Here is a 1,023-nt window from a genome sequence, read left to right as displayed (position 1 = left end):
TAATTGGATTTACAGCAGCATGTTTCATTAAGTTTGGAAACTTGATGCCTGTCGCTGTTATCGGTGTAGCTCTTGCTTTGATCGAATATAACAGAAGTAAGAAAGACGCTGAGAATGAAAAGAAAATGAAGGCAGTTATGGAAAATGCCAATAACAATGGAGATGATGAAGATGGAATCTAAAAAAACTGAAACTCCAAAAAGAGGTAAATTGACTAAGCACGATGTCAGAATGCTTGGTATTAGATCTCTATTTAATCAATCTGCAATGAATTATGAGAGAATGCAGGCTGATGGCTGGACTTTAGCTATGATGCCAGCTTTGAAGAAAATTTATAAGGATGATAAAGAGGGATTGGCTGATTCTTTGAAATCCAATCTACAATTTATCAACACTAATAATTACACCGCCCCATTGTTAATGGGTCTTGAAGCTTCATTGGAAGAAAATGGTGAGAAACGTTCAACCATCGATGGTTTGAGAATTGCTTTGTTCGGACCTTTAGCTGGTATTGGTGATGCGATTACTTGGTTCACTATTTTACCTATCGTTGCCGGTATTACAGCTTCATTTGCTAAACAAGGAAGTATTTTAGGACCATTGATTTTCTTCCTTGTTTATCTAGCAATGTTCTTTGCACGTATTCCAATTGCTCAATTAGGATATACAACAGGAACAAAGGCAATTTCTAAAATTAGAGAAAATTCAGCTATTGTGTCACATGCTGCAAGTGTCCTAGGATGTACTGTTATTGGTGGATTAATTGCTACATATGTTCAAATTTCTGTTAAAACAAAAATACCTGTTTCAGCAGGTCATACAATTGCTTTACAAACACAATTCTTTGATCGTATTTTTCCTAATATTTTGCCATTAGGTTATACATTCTTACTTTATTGGCTACTTAAAAAGAAGAATGTTTCACCAGTTATTCTAATTTTGGCAACATTTATCTTTGCTATCTTATTCTCATGGTTGGGGGTACTATAATGAAGTTAATCGTTACAGGACATGGAAATTATG

General features: G+C 34.7%; 1 protein-coding gene and 1 pseudogene. Both read left to right on the top strand.

Annotated features, from left to right (window positions below):
• Nucleotides 1-182, top strand: a pseudogene (locus tag FHL06_RS14560) (PTS galactosamine transporter subunit IIC); the annotation flags it as partial.
• Nucleotides 172-990: a PTS galactosamine transporter subunit IID gene (gene agaD, locus FHL06_RS14260; RefSeq protein WP_153387329.1), complete on the top strand. Its 819-nt coding sequence runs from the start codon at nucleotides 172-174 to the stop codon at nucleotides 988-990. The pseudogene FHL06_RS14560 and the gene agaD, both read left to right, overlap by 11 nt.
• Nucleotides 991-1,023 lie beyond the last annotated feature (33 nt).

It is taken from the genome of Companilactobacillus halodurans, from assembly GCF_009600985.1.
GTDB lineage: Bacteria > Bacillota > Bacilli > Lactobacillales > Lactobacillaceae > Companilactobacillus > Companilactobacillus halodurans.
This window is presented reverse-complemented; position numbering and strand designations above follow the sequence as displayed.